Below are 19,100 nucleotides of genomic sequence, written 5' to 3' on the forward strand. Positions count from 1 at the left end.
TAACTCTAAACCCCTAACTATAAAAAAAGGTGGTGGAAAAGGTGAGTCTCTTAGAGATAAAAAATGTAAATATGAATTATCATAAGCAAGATGGAGTAACAGAGGCTTTAAAGGATATAAATTTTACTGTTGATAATGGAGAGTTTATAAGTATTATTGGACCATCTGGCTGTGGAAAATCTACCTTATTAAATATAATTAGTGGGCTTTTACAGCCTTCTTCAGGTGAGATTAAATATAATGACCCAGAAGTTAAAAATAACTTAGATAAAATGGGTTATATGTTTCAAAAGGATTTTTTATTTCCATGGTTAACAGTGAAAGAGAATATAATGTTAGGCTTGAAAATAAAGAAGATATATACAAAAGAAAATATAGAATTTGCATCTAAATTATTAAAAAGTTATGGATTAGAAAAGTTTGAAAATCATAAACCAACAGAACTATCAGGAGGAATGAGACAAAGAGTAGCACTTATAAGAACACTAGCATTAAAGCCTGAAATATTATTACTAGATGAACCATTTTCAGCTTTAGACTATCAAAGTAGACTAGCAGTTACGGATGATGTATATGAGATAATAAAAAAAGAAGGAAAAACTGCAATAATGGTTACTCATGATTTAGGTGAAGCTATAACAATGTCTAAAAGAGTAATAGTTTTGAGCTCTAGGCCAGCAACCATAAAAGACGATGTAAGAATTTCATTTGAAAGGGATTATTTAACTCCATTTGATAAAAGAAAAGAAAAAGAATACAATGAGTATTTTAAAAAATTATGGGGGGAACTAGAGAATGCTAATGAATGAGGAACATGAGTTATATTTAAAAAATATTAAAAGAAATAAAGTTAAAATTACTGTTCTTAGGATAGCTATTTTAGTTGTATTCATTGCAGTATGGGAGATTGCAGCGCAACTTAAATGGATAGATCCATTTTTAACATCAAGTCCTAGCAGAATTGTTAATTCTCTAGTTAAGTTTATAAATGAAGGAACCTTATTAAGGCATATTTGGGTAACTTGCTATGAAACTATATTAGGCTTTGTTTTAGGAACGGTTCTTGGTGTTATAATTGCAATTTTATTGTGGTCATCAGAAACAGCTTCTAAGGTATTAGATCCATATTTAGTAGTTTTAAATGCACTTCCTAAAGTTGCATTAGCTCCTATAATTATATTTTGGGTTGGAAATGGAACATCAGCTATTATAACTATTGCTTTGTTAATTTCTATAGTTACAACTATAATAAGTGTTTTAACAGGATTTAAAGAAGTAGATAAGGGAAAGATACTATTAATGAAGACATTTAGAGCAAATAAATGGCAAATATTAAGATATTTAATTTTCCCAGCATGTATTCCAGTTATAATATCAGCTTTAAAAATTAATGTAGGTTTATCTTGGGTTGGAGTAATTATGGGAGAATTCTTAGTTGCTAGAGAAGGACTTGGTTTCTTAATTATATATGGTGGACAAATAGCACAACTTGATATGGTAATGATGAGTATAGTTATCTTATCACTTATTGCTTTTATAATGTACGAAATAGTGGCAGTTATTGAAAATAAACTTTGTAAAAAAGATGATTCATATAATTAAATGATGAGATAATTTAATTAAGAGTTAAAGTCTATTTTTTAGAATTTAACTCTTAATTTATCTAAAATTAAAAGTGATATTCTACAAATTTTTCTGTTTTTTTTAATAAATAATTGAAAAATGCTGATGATTTTGATAATATTATAATATATAATAAAAAATATTAAACCAATATGGAGGTTTTATGGAAAGAAAGAAAAACGACTCCTTAAAGGAAAATAAAAAAGTAAATAAAGAAAATACATATATAGGATCAATAGTAACTTTAGTTCTTTCATTAGTTTTTGCATTTGTAGTATTAGTATCAATACAAGCTATTATGGGAGAAAAAACAGTATCAATAACAGTTAATAAGGCTGAACAGTATTATTATGATGGAAAACTAGATGATGCTATTAATGAGTATATGACAATGCAAAATGATGATATTTGGCCGATTTGGACAGTTAAAGCAGCAGAAGTTTATTCTGTACAGGGTGATGTAACTCAATCAGATAACTTATTAAGAGAAGCAATGGTAAAAAGAGATAAAGCAATGTTAGAAGGTGGAGATAAATACATAGAGCAAGATAAGGAATTAATTAATCAAGTTGTATTTACTTTCTACATAAACAATGAGTTAGATCAAGCAGAAAGTTTAGGAGAATATTATTTAACTAAATATAGTACGTATAAACCATTATTAAAAACTATGTTTGCAATATACTTAGCTAAAGAAGATACTAAGTCAGCAGAAGAAATAGTTAAGTCATATCCAGTTAATGAAGAAGATGCTTATGATTTAGCAGTTTTAGCTAAAATGGAAATGATGTTAGGAAATTATGATGATGGATTATCTAATTTAAAAAAATCTTATAACTTAGATAAAAATGAAATTAAGTCTTTTGATGTTATAATGGAAACTAGTGAATTTGATAAGGATAAATTATTAAATAAACTTAAAGAATTATCAGAAGAAGCACCTAAAGAAGAGGCATATAAAGTTTGGATAGATGAAATTAATATGCTAGATAGCTCAAATATGGATTTAGATGAAGCTATAACTAATGAAATTAATGACAACATTAATATTGAAGCTTTAGATAAAGATTCATATGTATATAATTATGCAGAAGCATGGAATTATTATAATAAAGGTCAGTATGATAAAGCCTTAGAATATTGTAATGCTGCAATTGTAGCTAACCCTGAATATGAAAATACTTTTGGTATTTTAATGCCTAAGATATTAATTGCAAATGGTAATGCTGATAAAATTGAAGGGTATTTCAGAACAGCTATATATAATGAACCATTTAATTATAATTTAATTACAAGTATGGGAAAAGTATATGAAAGTGATGTGCAAAACTATGATAAAGCTAAAGCAAGCTTAAACTTTGCTTTATCATTAAATAAAGATGAAGATGCTTTATATTATGATTTAGCTTTTGTTGACATGGATATGGAAAATACTGATGAAGCTATTAAGGATTTAAATGAAGCGATATCAATAAATAAGGATTATTATAAATATTATAGAACTTTAGGAACTGTATATTTTAATGATAAAAATTATGAGAAGGCAATTGAAAATATAAGAAAAGCCTATTCATTAAATGAAAAAGATGTTTTATCACTGAATAATGCTGCTTGTTATTATATTATGGTAGATAAAGATATATGGAGAGGATACTCTAATATAGAATCTGCGTATAATGATATGCCAAGTGATTTAGATCAAGTTTCAAAAGACTTGATTACAAAAAACTATGAAAAAATTAAAAAAGTATATGATAAGTATGTAAATGATGAAAATACAGCTGTTGAAATCAATGATTTAGAATTATCATATTAGTTATATTAAATAAAAAATAAGATATAAAAGGTGAATTCTACGGAATTCACCTTTTATATTTTATTTATAGAAAAAGTTAACAAAAAAAATACTTTCCAGATATTTGAATTTGTGATATTATAATAGAAGAATAAATATTCTGAATTTTATGAATAAGAATGTAATAATAAGAAATTTAACGGGGAAAAATGCAGAGAAATTTATTAGGTAATCGGGTAGGGAGGTATTTTCAAATGGAACAAAGAATTAAAAAAATAGCTTTATTAACAGGTGGTGGAGATTGTCCAGGATTAAATGCAGTAATAAGGGCAGTAACAAGAACAGCGATATTAAATTATGGTATTGAAGTAGTTGGATATAAGTTTGGATATAGAGGATTATATAATAATGATTTTATTCCATTAACATTAGATACAGTATCAGGAATCTTACATAGAGGAGGTACTATTCTTTATAGTTCAAATAAAGATAACTTATTTGATTATCTTGTTGAAGAAAATGGAGAAATGGTTAAAAGAGATGTCTCTGATGTAGCTGTAGAAAATTTAAAAAAAGAGGGAATTGACGTATTAGTTGTTATAGGGGGAGATGGTACTCTAACATCTGCAAGAGATTTTGCAAGAAAAGGTGTTAATGTAATTGGAGTTCCTAAAACAATTGATAATGATTTAGCATCAACAGATGTAACTTTTGGATTTAATACTGCAATTGATGTTGTTACAGAGGCTTTAGATAGACTTCATACAACAGCAGAATCACATCATAGAATAATGTTGTGCGAAGTAATGGGAAGAAATGCAGGATGGATAGCATTAGAAGCAGGTATAGCTGGTTCAGCAGATATTATTCTACTGCCAGAGATTCCATATGATATTAATAAGATTGCTGAAAAGGTAAAAGAAAGAGAAGCTCAAGGAAGAAACTTTACTATTATAGTTGTTTCAGAAGGAGCCAAGCCTAAAGATGGAGAAGTTGTAGTAGCTAAAATTGTTGCAGATAGTCCAGATCCTATAAGATTAGGTGGAATAGGAAATAAGCTTGCAGGAGATTTGGAAAAATTAATTAAAGATCATGAAGTTAGATGTACAGTATTAGGACATGTTCAAAGAGGTGGAAATACATCAACATATGATAGAATATTATCTACAAGATATGGAGTTGCAGCAGTTGAGCTTATGATAGAAGGTAAATTTGGTGAAATGGTTTGTTTAAAAGGCGATACAATAAGTAGTGATTCTTTAGAAAATGTAATTGGGCAAAAAACTAAGAATGTTAATATTGACGGAGAATTAGTACAAGTTGCGAAAAAGATAGGAATTACTTTTGCTGAATAAACAATAATGTAATAATATTTTAAATATTATTAGTGGTAAGTGGAAATAATATAGTGATAAGTTTTTTAAACTAAACTATATATTTTAAACTTGCCACTATTTTTAATATAGAGAATAATGGAAATTTTTTTAGCTAGAATACTTCAAAATATTCTGACAATATGTTATACTTATATTAAAGTAAAAGAAATATTTGAATTAGTGGATTTAGGAGGGTATTATGAAAGAAATAAAGAAATATTTAGAATCAAGAATTGGGAAATATAGCTTCTTTTTTGAAGATTTAAAAAGTGGATATGTGTATGGATACAATGAAAACGTTTCTATGACAGCTGCGGGATGTATGAAGCTTCCAATTGCTGTTTCATTAATAAAAGCCGTTGAAGATAAAAAAGTTGATTTTATGGATAAGATAAAAATACAAACTTCAGATAAGGTATATGGAACTGGAATAATACATGAGTTTAATGAAAGAGAATACACAGTATTTGAACTTATGGTTATTATGTTGATTCAAAGTGATAATACAGCTGCTAATAAAATTATCGATATAGTTGGAATGGAACAAATAAATGAAGATATTATAGCTATGGGATTAAAAAATACTAGATTAAATAGAAAGACAAATGATGAAAGAACAGCTATAGAAGATATCGAAAACATAACAACAGCTTATGACCTATCTAGAATATGGAAGCATTTAGCTAATGGAACTTTCTTAAGTAAAGATAACGGACAAATGCTCATAGATATTTTAAGAAGGCAGCAAATAAAAAATAAATTAGCCCTATATATTCCAGATGATTTAAAGATAGAAATATCCAGTAAAACTGGTGATAAAAAAGGTGTTGAAAATGATACAGCCTATTTAGAATTACCGAAAGGAAAATTTGTATTTACTATTTTATCTCAGGAAATACCTAATAGTGTATATGGAACAATATCTTTAGCTAAATGTGGTAAAATGATGTGGGATGGAGTTATGAATAACTGGAATTAAAAATATATTGACAAATTTTTAATGAAATGATATTCTAACACAAAGAACCTTTAAAGGAATCCGAGAGATTCATAAGGAAGTTGTAATAATACCCATATTGTAAGATTACTATACCTTCCTTATATTATAAGGAAGGTTTTTTGTATTCTTTAAATTTAACACTGTGATGTTAAAAAGGAGTGACAATAAATGAAAAATAAACATTTAATAAGTCCAATGGACTTTTCTAAAGAAGAACTTAATGAAATTTTTGAATTAGCAGAAAAAATAATTTCAAATCCAAAAGAATTTTCACATATCTGTGATGGTCAAATATTAGCTACACTTTTTTATGAGCCAAGCACACGTACAAGATTTAGTTTTGAAGCTGCAATGATGAGATTAGGTGGGAAAATACTAGGTTTTTCAGAGCCAAGCTCAACCTCAAGCGCAAAAGGGGAAACATTAGCAGATACTATAAGAATGGTTTCTATATACTCTGACATAATTGCAATGAGACATCCTAAAGAAGGATCAGCTAAAGTTGCAAGTATGTATTCAGCAGTACCAGTTATTAATGCAGGAGATGGTGGACATCAACATCCAACTCAAACATTAACAGATCTATTAACTATAAAATCACAAAAAGGGACTTTAGAAGGACACAAGATAGGACTTTGTGGAGATTTAAAAAATGGCCGTACAGTACAGTCATTAATTGCAGCTATGTCTAGATATGAGGGAACGGAATTTATTCTTATATCTCCAAAGGAGCTTGTAATACCAGAGTATATTAGAGAGGAAATACTAAAGAGAAATAATATTTCTTTTAGAGAAGTAGAAAACATAGAAGATGTTATAGATGAATTAGATATTTTATATATGACAAGAATTCAAAAAGAAAGATTCTTTAATGAAGAAGAGTATTTAAGATTAAAAGATTCTTATATATTAGATAATGAAAAGATGGCAAAAGCAAAGGATGACATGATTGTAATGCATCCACTTCCTAGAGTAAATGAAATTGCAACTGAAGTAGATGAGGATAAAAGAGCAGTTTATTTCAAACAAGCAGAATATGGAATGTATGTAAGAATGGCTTTAATTGTTAAGTTACTGGGGGTAATGTAAATGCTACAAATAACTAGTATTAAAAATGGATTCATGTTAGATCATATAAAAGCTGGAATGGGAGTTAAAATATTTAGATATTTACATCTAGATAAGCTAGGACATCAAGTTGCATTAATAATAAATGCAGATAGCAAAAAAATGGGGAAAAAAGATATAATAAAAATTGAGAATATAGAAGAAATAAATTATACGGTACTTGGATTATTATCACCTGGTATTACTATTAACGAAGTTAGAAATGAAGTAATAGTTAATAAGATAAAGCCTGAATTACCAGAGAGTATTCAGGATATATTAATATGTGAGAATCCAAATTGCATAACTTCTCAAGAAAATTATATACCTCATAAATTTACATTAGTTGATAGAGAAAAAGGAAGCTATAAATGTGAATATTGTGAACAGATAATAAATCCTAGCGAGGTGTAAAAAAATGAACTTATTAATAAAAAATTCGAATATCATAGATGCTTACGAAAGTTTTAATGGTGATATATTAATTATAGATGGAATAATATCAGAGATAGGAAAAGAAATAAATAGAGATGGAATAGAAGTAATAGATGCTAAGGGATTAACTCTAATGCCATCCTTTATAGATACACATGCACATTTCAGAGATCCAGGTTTAACTCATAAAGAAGATATGGAAAGTGGATCAAAAGCAGCAGCAAAAGGTGGATATACAGGGGTTTGCCTTATGGGTAATACAAATCCTATATGTTCAAGTAAAGAAGTTGTTGAATATGTAAGAAATAGAGCTAAGGAAGTTGGCTTAATAGATGTACATCAATGTGTTTCAATAACAGAAAACTTTGGTGGAAAATCAATAGATCATTTAAATGCATTTGATGATGATAAAGAATTAGTAGCAATAACTGATGATGGTGTTGGAGTAATGGATTCTAGCATTATGATGAAAGCTATGGAAAAGGCAAAGGAAAATAATTGGATAGTGATGTCTCATGCTGAAGATAAGACTTTTTCTAAAATAGATATGAGAATAGCTGAAGATTTAATGACAATAAGAGACTTATACTTAGCTAAAGTTACTGGTGCTAGATTACATATGGCGCATGTTAGTACAGTAGAAGCTATTGATGCAATAAGAAGAACTAAGAGTGAAGGTGCAAATGTTACTTGTGAAGTAACACCACATCATATTGGATTAACAACAGAAATAAGTAATTATAGAGTAAATCCTCCTATAAGAGAACAAGAAGATGTTAATGCCATAGTAGCAGGAATTAAGGATGGAACTGTTGATTGTATAGGAACAGACCATGCTCCTCATACTGAAGAAGATAAGCAAAAGGGTGCTCCAGGAATGGTAGGACTTGAGACTGCATTTAGTATTTGCTATACAGAGCTTGTAAAAAATCACGGTGTTTCTATAAATAAATTAAGTGAATTAATGTCAAAAAATCCAGCCAATATTCTTGGAATGAATAAAGGAACAATAACAGTTGGTAAAGAGGGAGATTTAGTATTAGTTGATTTAAATAAAGAAGTAGTTATAGATAAAGAAACTTTCCTATCTAAAGGAAAAAATACTCCATTCCAAGGAAGAGAGTATTATGGGGAAGTTATAACGACTATAAAAGCAGGAAAAGTAATATATAGTAAGAATGTTTAAGTTTAGTATAGTTTAAGAAGCGAAAGGTGAGTAAGTTTTATGAAAAGTTTAATAATGGATAAATTATATAAAAGAGTTGAAGAAAGAGGCGTTGTTTGTTTAGGATTAGATACAGCAATTGAATACATACCAACTCATGTTTTAGAAGGAAAATCTATTGAAGAAGCAATATTTGAATATAATAAAGCAATTATAGATGAAACTTTAGATGTTGTAGCTTGTTATAAAGTACAAATTGCATATTATGAAGCTTTAGGATTAGCAGGACTTATGGCATATAAGAAAACTTTAGATTATTTAAGAGAAAATGATGCTATTATTGTTGCAGATATAAAAAGAGGAGATATAATGGCAACTGCTACTCAATATGCTAAAGGTCACTTCAGTGGAGATTTTGAAGCAGATTTCATAACTTTAAGTCCTTATATGGGAATGGATAGTATAGAACCATATATGCCTTATATGGAAAGTGGAAATAAAGGAGTATTTGTACTTGTTAGAACTTCAAACCCTGGAGCAGAAGATATAGAAAATATAGATACTAAAGATGGAAGCAAGGTTTACAAGGTTGTTGGAGATAAGCTTACTAAAATGGGTGAAACTGTTAAAGGTGAATGTGGGTATTCTGCAATAGGTGGAGTTATAGGATGTACTCATGTAGAAGAAGGTAAAGAAATAAGAAACAGATATAAAGATATGTTCTTCTTAATTCCTGGATATGGAGCTCAAGGAGGAAAAGCAGAGGATGTAGCTTTATACTTAAGAGATGGAAATGGTGGAGTAGTAAATTCATCAAGAGCAATTCTTTTAGCATATAAGAAGGAAAATAAACCTGAAGAGTTTGCAGCATGTGCAAGAAGAGAAGCTATAAGAATGAGAGATGAAATAAGAAACGCAGTTAATAACCTATAGGAGGAAAAGAGTTTATGAAGTACACACAAGGTAAAATATTATTAAATGAAGAAATCCAAAATGGAATATATAAAATGGTTGTTGAAGATAAAAATGAAGCTAAAGCAGGGCAATTTTATATGTTAAAGCATAATGGAGCAACATTACTTCCAAGACCAATAAGTGTTTGTGAAACAAATGGAGAAACTTTAACTTTTGTATATGCAGTAGTTGGAGCAGGAACAAAGGAATATGCTGATTTAAGAGTTGGTGATTCAATAAGCTTAAATGGACCTTTAGGAAATGGATTTAATGTAGAAGAAGACTTAGGAAGAGTAGCTTTAGTAAGTGGAGGAATTGGAACAGCTCCAATGCTTGAAGTTTCTAAAAAGCTAAGACAAAATAATCCAAATGTAAAAATGGATCTTTATGCAGGATTTAGAGATGATATATATTTAATAGATGAAATAAAAGAATATGTAGATGAGGTTTTTGTTTCAACTAATACTGGTAAGCATGGACATAAAGGATTTGTAACTGAAATTTTAGATTTAGACAAGTATGATACAGTTCTTTGCTGCGGGCCAGAAGTAATGATGAAAAGAGTAGTAGAAATGTGTAAAGAAAAACAAGTTAAAGTATATGTTTCAATGGAAAAACATATGGCTTGTGGAGTAGGTGCATGTCTTGTGTGTACTTGTAAGACTAAAGATGGTAATAAAAGAACTTGTAAAGATGGTCCAGTATTTGATGGATACTATGTAGAACTATAATAAACCAAAGGAGAAGATAAAATGTTAAAAGTTAATATAAATGGATTAGATTTCAAAAACCCAGTAATAGCAGCATCAGGAACTTTTGGTTTTGGAGCAGAATATAATAATTTTTATGATGTAGGAATTTTAGGTGGTATATCATCAAAGGGACTAACATTAAATGAAAAAGCAGGAAATGACGGTATAAGAGTATTTGAAACTCCATCAGGAATGATGAATTCAGTTGGACTTCAAAATCCAGGAATAGATAGATTTATAGCAGAAGAGCTTCCTAAGATGAAGGAATTAGGTACTAACATTATTGCAAATGTTGGTGGTGGATGCATGGAAGATTATGAAATTGCATTAGAAAAGCTAAGAGGAACTGATATAGATATGATAGAGTTAAACATATCATGTCCTAATGTAAAGTCAGGGGGAATGGCTTTCGGAATTAAATCAGAAGTAGCTTATGATGTTGTTAAGAAGGCTAAGGCTATAGTTGATAAGCCTCTTATGGTTAAGTTATCACCAAATGCTGAAGATATAGTAGATATGGCTATAAAATGTCAAGAAGCAGGGGCAGATTCATTATCACTTATTAATACATTAAAAGGATTAGCAATAGATCCATATAAGAGAAAAGCTGTATTCAATAATGTATACGCAGGTGTATCAGGACCGGCAGTTAAGCCAGTAGCCTTAAGAATGGTTCATGAAGTAGCTAAAGCTGTAGAAATACCTGTAATAGGTCTTGGGGGCATAACTACAGGAATGGATGCTATAGAGTTTATGATGGCAGGCGCTTCAGCAATTCAAATAGGGACAGTAAACTTCTTTAATCCAATGGCAGGAAAAGAAATCATTGAAGAAATGGAAGCTTTCTGCAGAGAACAAGGAATTAAAGATATTAACGAAATAGTTGGAATAATATAACATAAAAAATCACTATAAATAATAAATATTTATAGTGATTTTTTGTGTGTTAATAAGGAGATTAATAAATGAAAAAGTATATATTATTTGATTTAGATGGGACTCTTACGGATCCTAAAGTAGGAATAACAAAGTCTGTGGCTTATGCATTAAATAAGTTTAATATTAAGGTAGATAATCTAGATGAGCTTTGTAAGTTTATAGGTCCGCCATTAAAGGATGCATTTATGGAGTATTATAATTTTACAGAGGAGGAATCAGAAGAAGCAATTAAGTATTATAGAGATTATTTTTCGGAAATAGGAATTTATGAAAATATTGTATATGAAGGTTTAGAAGAGATGCTTAAGTTACTAAATGATAAGAATAAAATTTGTATAGTAGCAACCTCTAAGCCAACAGTTTTTGCAGTAAAAATACTTGAGCATTTCAATTTAAATAGATATTTTTCTTTTATATGTGGAAGTAATATTGATGGGACAAGGAGTAAAAAGAAGGAAGTTATTCAGCATGTAATTGAAAGAAATAAGATAAAAGATTTATCACAGGTTATAATGGTAGGCGATAGAAAACATGATGTTTATGGTGCAAAAGAAGTTGGGTTACAAGCAGTAGGAGCTTTATACGGATATGGTAATTATGATGAGTTATATAAGAGTGGTGCTGACTATATAGTTAATAATATTAAAGAATTAAGTGATTTACTTATGCAAATGTAAATAGGTAATTAAAATTTTCTAGATTAAGGATAAAAATAAGTTGGAGACTTATTTATTTACTGATTATATAGTTTTAATGAAAATAAAAAAAGATGAATCAAAACTAAAAGTTTTGATTCATCTTTTTGTTTTTAGGCAATAGACTCTTTTTCATCATCTCTCCATTCTTCAACTTCATCACCAAGTTCAGGAATTGAAGAAGCATAGAATACTGGATCTTTTCCAGCTTTCTTTTGAGCTGAGTAGTCTTGGAATGCCTTTATAGCAATCTTACTTAATAAAACAATTGCGATTAAGTTTAGAATTGCCATTAGCCCCATAAATACGTCAGCAATGTTCCAAACTAAATCCATAGATGCTACAGAACCAAATAAAACCATAGCAGCTACTAAAATTCTATATCCGTATAAGAATAATTTGTTGTTAGATATAAATTGTATATTTGTTTCACCATAGTAGTAGTTACCTATAATTGAACTAAAGGCAAATAATAGAATACAAATTGATATAAATGTTCCTCCCCAAGGACCAACTTGAGAAACTAAAGCCATTTGTGTAAGTTCTATACCTTTTACTGATCCATCTAATGGTGCACCAGATAAAAGAATTATAAATGCTGTAGAAGTACAGATTATTAATGTATCTGTAAATACACCTAATGTTTGAATTAAACCTTGCTTTACAGGGTGAGAAACTGTTGCAGTAGCAGCTGCGTTTGGAGCAGATCCCATACCAGCTTCATTAGAGAATAAACCTCTTTTTATACCTTGTAATAAAGCAGCACCAATACCACCACCAACTACTTGCTTAATACCAAAGGCACTTTCAAATATAGTTTGGAATAAAGATGGTATTTCTTTGAAATTAATAATTATTATAAATAAGGCAATTACTATGTAGGCTACAGCCATAATAGGAACAAGTATACTAGAAATTTTAGCAATTCTATTTACTCCACCAAAAATTATTATTAATGTTAAAACTGTTAGTATAATTCCAATTATAAGTTTATTTGCATTAAAAGTAGAGTTGAAAGCTGTAGCAATTGTGTTAGATTGTACAGAGTTAAATGCAAATCCGAAACACATTATTATAAGAACAGAGAATGTAACTCCCATCCATTTTTTCTTTAGTCCCTTTTCCATGTAGTAAGCAGGACCACCTCTAAAGCTATCACCATCTTTAACTTTATAAATTTGAGCTAAAGTAGATTCGATAAAAGCAGAAGCTGAACCGATTAATGCAATAAGCCACATCCAAAATACAGCACCAGGGCCTCCTATTGCAATAGCAGAAGCAACTCCAGCTAAGTTACCAGTACCAACTCTTGATGCAGTACCTATACAAAATGCTTGGAAAGATGAAACTTCTCCTTTAGATTTATCTTTTGAAGATGAGCCTTCTCCAAGTAGCTTAAACATTTCTTTAATATTAGTAAATTGAACGAACTTAGTTTTAAAAGTAAAGAAGAATCCTATAGCAATTAGCATAGCGATAAGAATGTAAGTCCATATGAAGTCATTAACTAATAACACTTTTTCATTTAAAAATTCCATGATAAAGTATCCCCCTTTTTATTTTTTCATTTGATTTATTTAATATGTACTTTATTAAAGTATACAACGAAAATTAAAGTAATGCAAGAGGGTTAATTAATTGATTCATAAAATGAAATTAAGTTAATCAAAATGCAATAAAAACAGATAAAAATGAAGTGTGTCTTGCAAAATTATTCATTTATTTAAAAAATGAATATAAAAAAGGGCAGTCATTTAAAATGACTGCCTAAAAATTAGTTAAGTAAATTGTTTAACATATTAGTTAAAGTACTTCTTTGTTCATCATTATCTTCATTTTCATCTGGAGTTTCTCCAGGAGTAGGAGTTGCTCCAATATCTTCATCTGGCGTATTAGTAGTTACTTTTATAGTTAATACAACAGTTTCGCCAGTATTTATTTCTGATGTAAATGAAGTTAAAGTATATTGACCTGGATTAATAGAACCAGAAACTGATAAACCGTTAAAAGAGTATTTAATTCCTCTGTTATTTAGTATAACAATTGCATCATATAAATCCATGTTTGATCTTAATCCTATTTGAGATAAACTAATTTTCTCTTCAGGCTTAGTATCATCTTCCGCTGTAGGAACTACAAATGGATAATCATCAGCATTAGGATTAGCATTTGATTTCTTGATAAATACTTTATTAGCACGAAGTCTTGCAGGAGTATTATCATTTGCTAACTTATTGTTAGAACTGTTAACAGTAACCATTACGTGAACATCACAAACTGATTTAGGTTCTGTTCCTTCAATAAAGTATTCAGTTTTAACTCTATTTCCTCTTTGATCTTGATAACATAAATCAGTAGGAGATTTACCAGAGTCCTTACAAACTTTTGCTTGAACAAGTCCAGATGGAGCTTCTATATCTGTATAGCCTAAGCCAGAGTGTATAACACTCATAACTTTACCAAATAATGATGCAGCACTACCACTGCTACCATTCATTTTTTGTGGGATATCATATCCAATCCAAACTGATCCTGAATAATAAGGTGTCACTCCTGCAAACCAGAAGTTATCAGAATTATCAGTTGTACCAGTTTTTCCAGCTACAGGTATATCGTTAAACTCAGCCTTACTTGATGAACCTTTTAAAATATCATAAAGTATAAATGCTGTTTGTGGAGAGAATAGAGTAGTAGGCTTTGCCTCTTTTTCTAATAATATATTACCACTAGCATCTTCAACTTTTGTGTAAAGAGAAGGTTCATATATAACACCATTATTACCTAAAGCACCATATGCAGAAGCTAATATAGTTGTATTTCCACCATCACGATTACCTTGAGGCTGCTCAAATTGACCAAGTGCTAATGCTGACATTGTATGAGATTCAGGAGCATATTTTAAACCAGCTCTTTCACCATACTCAATTGCTGTATCTAAACCTAACATATCAACTGTTTTTATAGAAGTTAAGTTTTTAGAGTAAGTTAATGCTTCTCTTGCAGTAACAAACCCTGCCATTGAACCATTAGCATTTCTAGGGTTAACATTTCCAAAGTTATATTTCTTTATAATTTCTGATGAAACAGAAGTATCATCTAAAGGAGTACCAGCTGTTATAAGCTTAGTATCTATTGCTGGACCATAAATAGTTAAAGGCTTAGTTGTAGAACCAATTGATTTTAAATCAAAATAAGCTCTATTAATTGAAGTAGGAGGTTGCTTCCCACGTCCACCAATAAGTACTTTTACTTGACCAGTCTTATAATCGATTACTGTAGCAGATGCTTGTAGTTTTGGTACACCATCATTATCTGTAGGATCAGAAGAGGTATCATCAACTTGTAAATTAGTTCTTTCATCTAAAATACTTTGAACAGAATTTTGCATTTCAGTATTTAAAGTAGTATAGATTTTTAATCCACCATTTACAAGTAGTTTATTCACTTCATCATCTGTATACTTGTACTTTTCTTTTAAATCACTTTTTACCTGCTCTAAAGCTGGATATACAAACCATTCTTGGTTTACACCATAATCAGTATCTAATTTAGAAAAATTAAATTCGTTTGCTTCAGCTTGAGCATAAGCTGTATCGAAATCTGCTTGTGAAATATATCCAAGTTCTAACATTTTACTTAATACAGTTTGAGTTCTTCTAATATATCCATTTGGATAATTTGTAGCACCTGTATTATAAGCACTATAAGTTGTAGGAGCTTGAGTAATTCCTGCAATATAAGCACATTCAAGTAAAGTTAGGTCCTTAGCATTTTTTGCAAAGAAGTATCTTGATGCAGCTTCAACACCGTAAATATGCCCGCTAAGAGGGATAGTATTTAAATAAGAACGAATAATTTCTTCTTTACTTAATTCTTTATCTAGCTGAACAGCTAAGACTATTTCTTTAATTTTTCTATTAACTCTATCAAGTGGTGTTGACTCGGCAGAAGCCTCTGTTGCTAGAATAGTATTTTTTATTAACTGTTGAGTTATAGTAGAGGCACCATGAATACCACTTTGCTTACCTAATATAACCATAACATCTCTTGCGGCAGCACCTAAAATTCTTTTAACGTCAATACCGCCATGACTCATAAAACGCTCATCTTCAATAGATATATAAGCATTAACTAAATTTTGAGGCATTTCCTCATAAGGGATAATATATCGTATTTCGGTAGATGGTAAGTCATCTATAAATTCGCCTTGGTCATCAAATAACATTGAAGGCTGATTTAAATTATAAATAGCATTCACATCTAATGGTGGGGTTGTTTTAATAACTGCAACAACATAACCAACGCCCACAACACCGACCAATAATCCTATTATTAAGATTGTAAGGAAAAAGTATTTGAAAAATCTTTTAATCTTTGATGGCTTTTTCTTAAGTTTTTTATTAGCACTTTTAGACTTTGCTACTTTTTCTGTTGGACCTTTTGATTTGTTAGAATCTTTAGCCATTTGTTCCTCCTTTTATTTATATTTAATATAATATTCTATTTAATTATAGCATATTAATTATAATAGTAAAATAATAAGTACTCAGGTGATGGTTTGAGATATTATACAAAGAGGCCCAAAACTCATGGTAATATGAATTTTAAGCAATGTAAAATACCGTCTAAATTAGTAATGATTATTATTGTGATAGTTTGCTTTAATTCTATGATATACATTTTTGGAAAAAGAATACTTCCAACTGTACTTAATATTGGAGAAATTAAAATTAAATCTGAAGCCATTAAAATTATTAACGAAGAAAGTGTTAATGTTTATTCAGAGAATTTTAAATATGACGATATAATTGATATAGAAAAAGATGCAGAGGGTAATATAACAATGATAAGAGCAGACACTGTAAAGCAAAATTATTTAGCATCTCAAGTTGTTTTAAAATGTGATGAGAAGCTTTCAGAGATGGGAGATTTAGGTGTTAAGGTTCCGTTAGGATACTTAACTAATAATGTGATGTTTTATAATATGGGACCAAAGATAACAGTTAAAATGCAACAAATAGGAAATATTACTACATCTTATGAGTCAGCATTTGAGAGTGCAGGAATAAATCAAACTAGACATAAGATATATTTAAATTTAAATGCTACAATGAGAGTAATAGTACCTTTTAATAGCAAGGATGTTGAGGTCAGTTGCCAAATACCCGTTTCAGATACTGTTATAGTTGGTAAAATTCCAGAGACTGCAATAAATATGAATGGAACTAATTAAAGAAAAAGGTCTATTAAATAATTTAGTTTAATAGATCTTTTTTGTTTATTTTTAAGTTAGATTCTAGATAATAAAAGAAGTAAATAAGGAATGAAGCACATACAAATCTAAAATTAATATATTAATAAGGAATTAATAATATATGAGGGAAAGAAAATGGCTATAGGAAAATTAGAGTTTATTTTATTTATTGGAGAGGAAGCCGTACCAGTAACAGAAGCAGAGATTATAATATTAAATACAGATACCTCTCAAATAGTAAATAATAAAGTTTTAAAAGTTGATAAAAATGGTAAAAGTAAAAGAATAAATTTATATACTTATGATAAGTATCTTTCAGAAGAGCCAGATGCTGAAGTTAAGCCATATAAAACTTATGATGCTATAGTAGTAAGTAATAATTTTCAAAACAAATATATAAAAGGAATTCCAATTTTTGCTGGAGTTACAGCTATACAAAAAGTTTAAATGAGGCCAAAGGTAAGAGGCATAAATGGAATAGATTTTATTGATATTCCTCCAAATGCTTTACTTGATGACGGAGATCAAATAGAAGAAAAGAAAGAGCAAAATGATACTAAATTTATACCATCATCTAAAATACTAAAAGAAGTTGTTATACCAGAATATATTACAGTCCATTTAGGATCACCATCATCTTATGCACAAAATGTTACTGTTCCTTTTACTGATTATATTAAAAATGTAGCATCAAGTGAGATTTATCCAACATGGCCTAGAGAAGCTTTAGCTAGTAATATCTATGCTGAAATATCTTTTACTTTAAATAGAATATATACTGAGTGGTATAGAAGTAGAGGATATGATTTTGATATTACAAATTCTACTGCATATGATCATTATTTTGTTAATGGAAGAAATATATACGATACAATAAGCAATGTTGTTGATGATATATTTAATGAATATATAAGTAGAAAAGGATTTAAAGAACCACTACTAGCACAATATTGTAATGGTACAACCGTAACTTGTGATGGTTTATCTCAATGGGGAACGGTGTCATATGCAAATAATGGGGACAATGCTTTTCAAATATTAACTAAGTATTATGGAAATGATATTGAAACAAGAAAGGCAGATTACGTTCAAGGAGCTATATAGTCTTATCCAGGAAAAGCTTTAAGGGTAGGGGATAAGGGCGAATCAGTTAAGGTTATACAAAGACAATTAAATAGAATAAGAAAGAATTATCCTGCCATACCTCAAATAAATGATGTAAATGGAGAATTTAATGAAGCAACAAGGAATTCAGTAAGAGAATTTCAGAAGATTTTCTTTCATTAAAATAAATATTCTTAGAATTTATTATATAATATTTTTATTGAAGATTAGTTAATTTAGTGTATATAAAAATATTTCTACATATATCTAGTTAGATTTTTATTAAATAGTGGGTGTTTTAAATTTATAGTATATATATTATAAATAAATGTAGTATATTAAAAGTAATATAAAAATTACAGTTAGGAGAGAGAAAATGATTAAAATAGGGATAATTGGTGAAGTTAAGGATATTGTTAATGAAAATAATATTGCAAAAACTTTAAGAAGCGGTGAACTAAGAGTATATGCAACTCCTGCCATGGTTGCACTTATGGAAGAGGCAGCTTATAAAAGTATTCAAAGTGAATTAGAAGATGGAAAAGGTACCGTTGGAACAGTTATGAATATAAAACATATAGATAGTACTCCAATTGGAATGGAAGTAACTGCAAAGAGTGAATTAATTGAAGTTGATAGAAGAAGATTGGTATTTAAGGTTGAAGCTTTTGATGAGCGTGGGAAAATTGGTGAAGGTATTCATGAGCGCTTTATAATTGATAATGAAAAATTTCAAATAAAAACTGATAATAAGTAATTTTGTATAGTAAAGATTATTAGTTAAATTAAGTACAAAAAATGATGCTCTAAAAAATAGAGCATCATTTTTTCAGACTGTTGACAAAGTGTCAACAGTCTTTAATTTTATACAAATATGTAATATAATATAAAATATATTAAT

At 29.2% G+C, this 19,100-nt stretch carries 18 protein-coding genes and 1 pseudogene; 17 read left to right on the forward strand and 2 right to left on the reverse strand.

Annotation, left to right across the window (positions count from 1 at the left end; genetic code table 11):
- Positions 1-41: 41 nt before the first annotated feature.
- The 12 genes from HCG76_RS13685 (at position 42) to HCG76_RS13740 (ending at position 11,823) form a co-directional block, all read left to right on the forward strand.
- On the forward strand, positions 42-809 hold the full coding sequence (locus tag HCG76_RS13685; RefSeq protein ID WP_221699179.1) for an ABC transporter ATP-binding protein: 768 nt from the start codon (positions 42-44) through the stop codon (positions 807-809).
- Positions 802-1,602: an ABC transporter permease gene (locus tag HCG76_RS13690; RefSeq protein ID WP_221699199.1), complete on the forward strand. Its 801-nt coding sequence runs from the start codon at positions 802-804 to the stop codon at positions 1,600-1,602. The genes HCG76_RS13685 and HCG76_RS13690 overlap by 8 nt, the downstream gene beginning before the upstream one ends.
- A gap of 184 nt (positions 1,603-1,786) precedes the next feature.
- The gene (locus HCG76_RS13695) at positions 1,787-3,439 is read left to right on the forward strand and encodes a tetratricopeptide repeat protein (protein WP_221699180.1); all 1,653 of its coding nucleotides are present in this window, start codon (positions 1,787-1,789) and stop codon (positions 3,437-3,439) included.
- Between the two features lie 233 nt (positions 3,440-3,672).
- Positions 3,673-4,773, forward strand: a complete 1,101-nt coding sequence (locus HCG76_RS13700) for a 6-phosphofructokinase (RefSeq protein WP_221699181.1) — start codon at positions 3,673-3,675, stop codon at positions 4,771-4,773.
- Positions 4,774-4,993: 220 nt separating this feature from the next.
- Complete coding sequence (locus HCG76_RS13705) at positions 4,994-5,773, forward strand: serine hydrolase (protein ID WP_221699182.1); 780 nt, start codon at positions 4,994-4,996, stop codon at positions 5,771-5,773.
- Between the two features lie 189 nt (positions 5,774-5,962).
- Positions 5,963-6,883 (forward strand): aspartate carbamoyltransferase, encoded by a 921-nt coding sequence (gene pyrB, locus HCG76_RS13710; protein ID WP_221699183.1) that lies wholly within the window; start codon positions 5,963-5,965, stop codon positions 6,881-6,883.
- On the forward strand, positions 6,884-7,315 hold the full coding sequence (locus HCG76_RS13715; RefSeq protein ID WP_221699184.1) for an aspartate carbamoyltransferase regulatory subunit: 432 nt from the start codon (positions 6,884-6,886) through the stop codon (positions 7,313-7,315). It abuts the gene before it with no gap.
- Between the two features lie 4 nt (positions 7,316-7,319).
- Complete coding sequence (locus HCG76_RS13720) at positions 7,320-8,522, forward strand: dihydroorotase (RefSeq protein ID WP_221699185.1); 1,203 nt, start codon at positions 7,320-7,322, stop codon at positions 8,520-8,522.
- Positions 8,523-8,561: 39 nt separating this feature from the next.
- The gene (gene pyrF / locus HCG76_RS13725; protein ID WP_221699186.1) at positions 8,562-9,434 is read left to right on the forward strand and encodes an orotidine-5'-phosphate decarboxylase; all 873 of its coding nucleotides are present in this window, start codon (positions 8,562-8,564) and stop codon (positions 9,432-9,434) included.
- Between the two features lie 14 nt (positions 9,435-9,448).
- Positions 9,449-10,186, forward strand: coding sequence for a dihydroorotate dehydrogenase electron transfer subunit (locus HCG76_RS13730; RefSeq protein ID WP_221699187.1), 738 nt, complete (start codon positions 9,449-9,451; stop codon positions 10,184-10,186).
- A 21-nt stretch (positions 10,187-10,207) separates the two neighbouring features.
- Positions 10,208-11,104: a dihydroorotate dehydrogenase gene (locus tag HCG76_RS13735; RefSeq protein ID WP_221699188.1), complete on the forward strand. Its 897-nt coding sequence runs from the start codon at positions 10,208-10,210 to the stop codon at positions 11,102-11,104.
- A 68-nt stretch (positions 11,105-11,172) separates the two neighbouring features.
- The gene (locus HCG76_RS13740; protein ID WP_221699189.1) at positions 11,173-11,823 is read left to right on the forward strand and encodes an HAD family hydrolase; all 651 of its coding nucleotides are present in this window, start codon (positions 11,173-11,175) and stop codon (positions 11,821-11,823) included.
- 131 nt (positions 11,824-11,954) lie between these two features.
- Here HCG76_RS13740 and HCG76_RS13745 read toward each other — a convergent pair whose 3' ends face one another.
- The gene (locus tag HCG76_RS13745) at positions 11,955-13,379 is read right to left on the reverse strand and encodes an alanine/glycine:cation symporter family protein (protein WP_221699190.1); all 1,425 of its coding nucleotides are present in this window, start codon (positions 13,377-13,379) and stop codon (positions 11,955-11,957) included.
- 236 nt (positions 13,380-13,615) lie between these two features.
- Positions 13,616-16,306 carry a transglycosylase domain-containing protein gene (locus HCG76_RS13750; protein ID WP_221699191.1) on the reverse strand — a complete coding sequence of 897 codons (2,691 nt, stop codon included), beginning with the start codon at positions 16,304-16,306 and terminating at the stop codon, positions 13,616-13,618.
- 93 nt (positions 16,307-16,399) lie between these two features.
- Between HCG76_RS13750 and yunB the strand changes: the two genes are divergently transcribed.
- The 5 genes and pseudogenes from yunB (at position 16,400) to HCG76_RS13765 (ending at position 18,956) form a co-directional block, all read left to right on the forward strand.
- On the forward strand, positions 16,400-17,074 hold the full coding sequence (gene yunB / locus HCG76_RS13755) for a sporulation protein YunB (protein ID WP_221699192.1): 675 nt from the start codon (positions 16,400-16,402) through the stop codon (positions 17,072-17,074).
- A 156-nt stretch (positions 17,075-17,230) separates the two neighbouring features.
- Positions 17,231-17,542, forward strand: coding sequence for a hypothetical protein (locus tag HCG76_RS19130; protein WP_260458029.1), 312 nt, complete (start codon positions 17,231-17,233; stop codon positions 17,540-17,542).
- Complete coding sequence (locus tag HCG76_RS19135) at positions 17,543-18,199, forward strand: SpoIID/LytB domain-containing protein (protein ID WP_260458030.1); 657 nt, start codon at positions 17,543-17,545, stop codon at positions 18,197-18,199.
- Positions 18,200-18,247: 48 nt separating this feature from the next.
- A pseudogene (locus HCG76_RS19140) lies at positions 18,248-18,382 on the forward strand (peptidoglycan-binding domain-containing protein); the annotation flags it as partial.
- A 193-nt stretch (positions 18,383-18,575) separates the two neighbouring features.
- Positions 18,576-18,956 carry a thioesterase family protein gene (locus tag HCG76_RS13765; protein WP_195987611.1) on the forward strand — a complete coding sequence of 127 codons (381 nt, stop codon included), beginning with the start codon at positions 18,576-18,578 and terminating at the stop codon, positions 18,954-18,956.
- Positions 18,957-19,100 lie beyond the last annotated feature (144 nt).

The sequence above is a fragment of the Clostridium sp. K13 genome (genome assembly GCF_019734195.1).
Lineage (GTDB): Bacteria > Bacillota > Clostridia > Clostridiales > Clostridiaceae > Clostridium.

Coding starts and splice junctions, on each gene's coding strand:
- pyrF (WP_221699186.1), top strand. CDS start 8,562: ATGAAAAGTTTAATAATGGATAAATTATATAAAAGAGTTGAAGAAAGA.
- HCG76_RS13690 (WP_221699199.1), top strand. CDS start 802: ATGAATGAGGAACATGAGTTATATTTAAAAAATATTAAAAGAAATAAA.
- HCG76_RS13695 (WP_221699180.1), top strand. CDS start 1,787: ATGGAAAGAAAGAAAAACGACTCCTTAAAGGAAAATAAAAAAGTAAAT.
- HCG76_RS13735 (WP_221699188.1), top strand. CDS start 10,208: ATGTTAAAAGTTAATATAAATGGATTAGATTTCAAAAACCCAGTAATA.
- HCG76_RS13765 (WP_195987611.1), top strand. CDS start 18,576: ATGATTAAAATAGGGATAATTGGTGAAGTTAAGGATATTGTTAATGAA.
- HCG76_RS13745 (WP_221699190.1), bottom strand. CDS start 13,379: ATGGAATTTTTAAATGAAAAAGTGTTATTAGTTAATGACTTCATATGG.
- HCG76_RS19130 (WP_260458029.1), top strand. CDS start 17,231: ATGGCTATAGGAAAATTAGAGTTTATTTTATTTATTGGAGAGGAAGCC.
- HCG76_RS13730 (WP_221699187.1), top strand. CDS start 9,449: ATGAAGTACACACAAGGTAAAATATTATTAAATGAAGAAATCCAAAAT.
- HCG76_RS13720 (WP_221699185.1), top strand. CDS start 7,320: ATGAACTTATTAATAAAAAATTCGAATATCATAGATGCTTACGAAAGT.
- HCG76_RS13740 (WP_221699189.1), top strand. CDS start 11,173: ATGAAAAAGTATATATTATTTGATTTAGATGGGACTCTTACGGATCCT.
- pyrB (WP_221699183.1), top strand. CDS start 5,963: ATGAAAAATAAACATTTAATAAGTCCAATGGACTTTTCTAAAGAAGAA.
- HCG76_RS19135 (WP_260458030.1), top strand. CDS start 17,543: ATGAGGCCAAAGGTAAGAGGCATAAATGGAATAGATTTTATTGATATT.
- HCG76_RS13700 (WP_221699181.1), top strand. CDS start 3,673: ATGGAACAAAGAATTAAAAAAATAGCTTTATTAACAGGTGGTGGAGAT.
- HCG76_RS13705 (WP_221699182.1), top strand. CDS start 4,994: ATGAAAGAAATAAAGAAATATTTAGAATCAAGAATTGGGAAATATAGC.
- HCG76_RS13750 (WP_221699191.1), bottom strand. CDS start 16,306: ATGGCTAAAGATTCTAACAAATCAAAAGGTCCAACAGAAAAAGTAGCA.
- HCG76_RS13715 (WP_221699184.1), top strand. CDS start 6,884: ATGCTACAAATAACTAGTATTAAAAATGGATTCATGTTAGATCATATA.